At 63.5% G+C, this 348-nt stretch carries 1 protein-coding gene; it reads right to left on the reverse strand.

Translation table 11 applies throughout. From position 1 onward, the window contains the following. A partial coding sequence (locus MA884_RS27840; RefSeq protein WP_305519700.1) for a carbon starvation CstA family protein occupies window positions 1–348 on the reverse strand: 348 nt, incomplete at both ends.

Below are 348 nucleotides of genomic sequence, written 5' to 3' on the forward strand. Positions count from 1 at the left end.
TCAAGAAGGTGGACAGGTAGTCGCGCGGCGCCAGGATCAGCCAGATCGGCAACACGGCGGCAACGAAACCGTAGCCGATCAGCATCCAGGTGATCTGCACGCCGGTGAAGGTGAAGGCCTCGGCCCAGACCGGGTCGGCGGCCACTTGTCCGCCGAGCCAGATCGAGCCCAGCAGCAACACCACGCCGATGAGGGAGATTTCACCGATGCGACCCGGGCGGATGTAGCGCATGTAGATGCCCATGAACATCGCGATCGGGATGGTCGCCATCACCGTAAAGATCCCCCACGGGCTCTCGGCCAGGGCCTTGACCACGATCAGCGCCAGCACCGCGAGGATGATGATCA

Source organism: Pseudomonas sp. Q11 (assembly GCF_024494355.1).
Taxonomy (GTDB): domain Bacteria; phylum Pseudomonadota; class Gammaproteobacteria; order Pseudomonadales; family Pseudomonadaceae; genus Aquipseudomonas; species Aquipseudomonas hefeiensis.